Origin of the sequence: Actinokineospora sp., from assembly GCF_050699995.1 — a bacterium.
Taxonomy (GTDB): Bacteria; Actinomycetota; Actinomycetes; order Mycobacteriales; family Pseudonocardiaceae; genus Actinokineospora.
On sequence record NZ_JBOHGC010000306.1, the window covers coordinates 1 to 1155 of the forward strand.

Sequence of the window (1155 nt, forward strand, 5' to 3'; positions counted from 1 at the left end):
GTGGCGGTCGACCAAGCCGGGAGCGTCGGATCGTACACGTCGCTCGCCGTGGACGGAGCCGGGCGGGTGCACGTGAGCTACTCCGACGCCACCAACGGCGACCTGAAGTACATACGCTGAGACCGCATTCTCAGGCTCACGCCGGGGGGCAGGGCATGACTCGGCTTACCGACAACGCCGCGGTGGACCAATTCCCGCGCAGTGGCAGGAGGACTTCGATGGCAGCTCCAGTGGTGTCGCGCTCCGCTGCGACGGTCCGGCGTTGCATCCTCTCCCTCGGTCTGCTCGGCGCCGCCGCGACGGCCTGCAAGGACGTCCTCGGCCCGAGGTTCCTCACCCTCACCGTCGTCAGCGCCGGCAGCAACCACACCTGCGGCGTGGCGCCCGACGGCCAGGCCTTCTGCTGGGGACAGAACGGCAACGGCGAGCTGGGCGAGGGCACCACGACCGGGAGCCCGAAGCCCGTGCGCGTGAGCGGGGGGCTGAGCTTCGCCGCGATCTCGAGCAGCTTCGCCTTCACCTGCGCCCTCACGACCGGCGGCGCGGGCTACTGCTGGGGCTACGCGGCCGACGGGGAGCTGGGCAACGGCTCGACCACGGACCGGAGCACCCCCCAGTCGATCAGCGGCGGGCTGACCCTGCGGAGCGTGAGCGCCGGAACGAGCCACGCCTGCGCCGTCACCACGGGCAACGCCGCCTACTGCTGGGGCGACAACTTGAGCGGCCAGCTCGGCAACAACTCGACGACGGGCAGCACGACCCCGGTCGCCGTCGCGGCACCGGTCGGCGTCACCTTCGCGGCGGTGAGCGCGGGGGGGCCGCACACCTGCGCCCTGACTCCCGCCGGCGCCGCCTACTGCTGGGGGCTGAACAGTTTCGGACAGCTTGGCAACAACTCGACCACGAACAGCACCGTCCCCGTCGCGGTCTCGGGGGGGCTTGCCTTCGCATCGATCAGCACTGGCGCCAGCCACACCTGCGGGGTGACGCCCACCGGGACCGCACACTGCTGGGGGTTCAACGACGTCGGCCAGCTCGGCAACGGGTCCACCACCGACCGGCTGACCCCGGTCGCGGTCTCAGGCGGCTTGAGCTTTGTCTCGGTGAGCGCCGGGGCCCGGTTCAGCTGCGGGGTCACGACGGACGGCTCGACCT

General features: G+C 71.5%; 1 protein-coding gene. It reads left to right on the forward strand.

The features are described from left to right. Positions 1-218 precede the first annotated feature (218 nt). Positions 219-1155: RCC1 domain-containing protein (locus tag ACRDSQ_RS15230; RefSeq protein ID WP_431421799.1), on the forward strand; the 937-nt coding region annotated here is incomplete at its 3' end.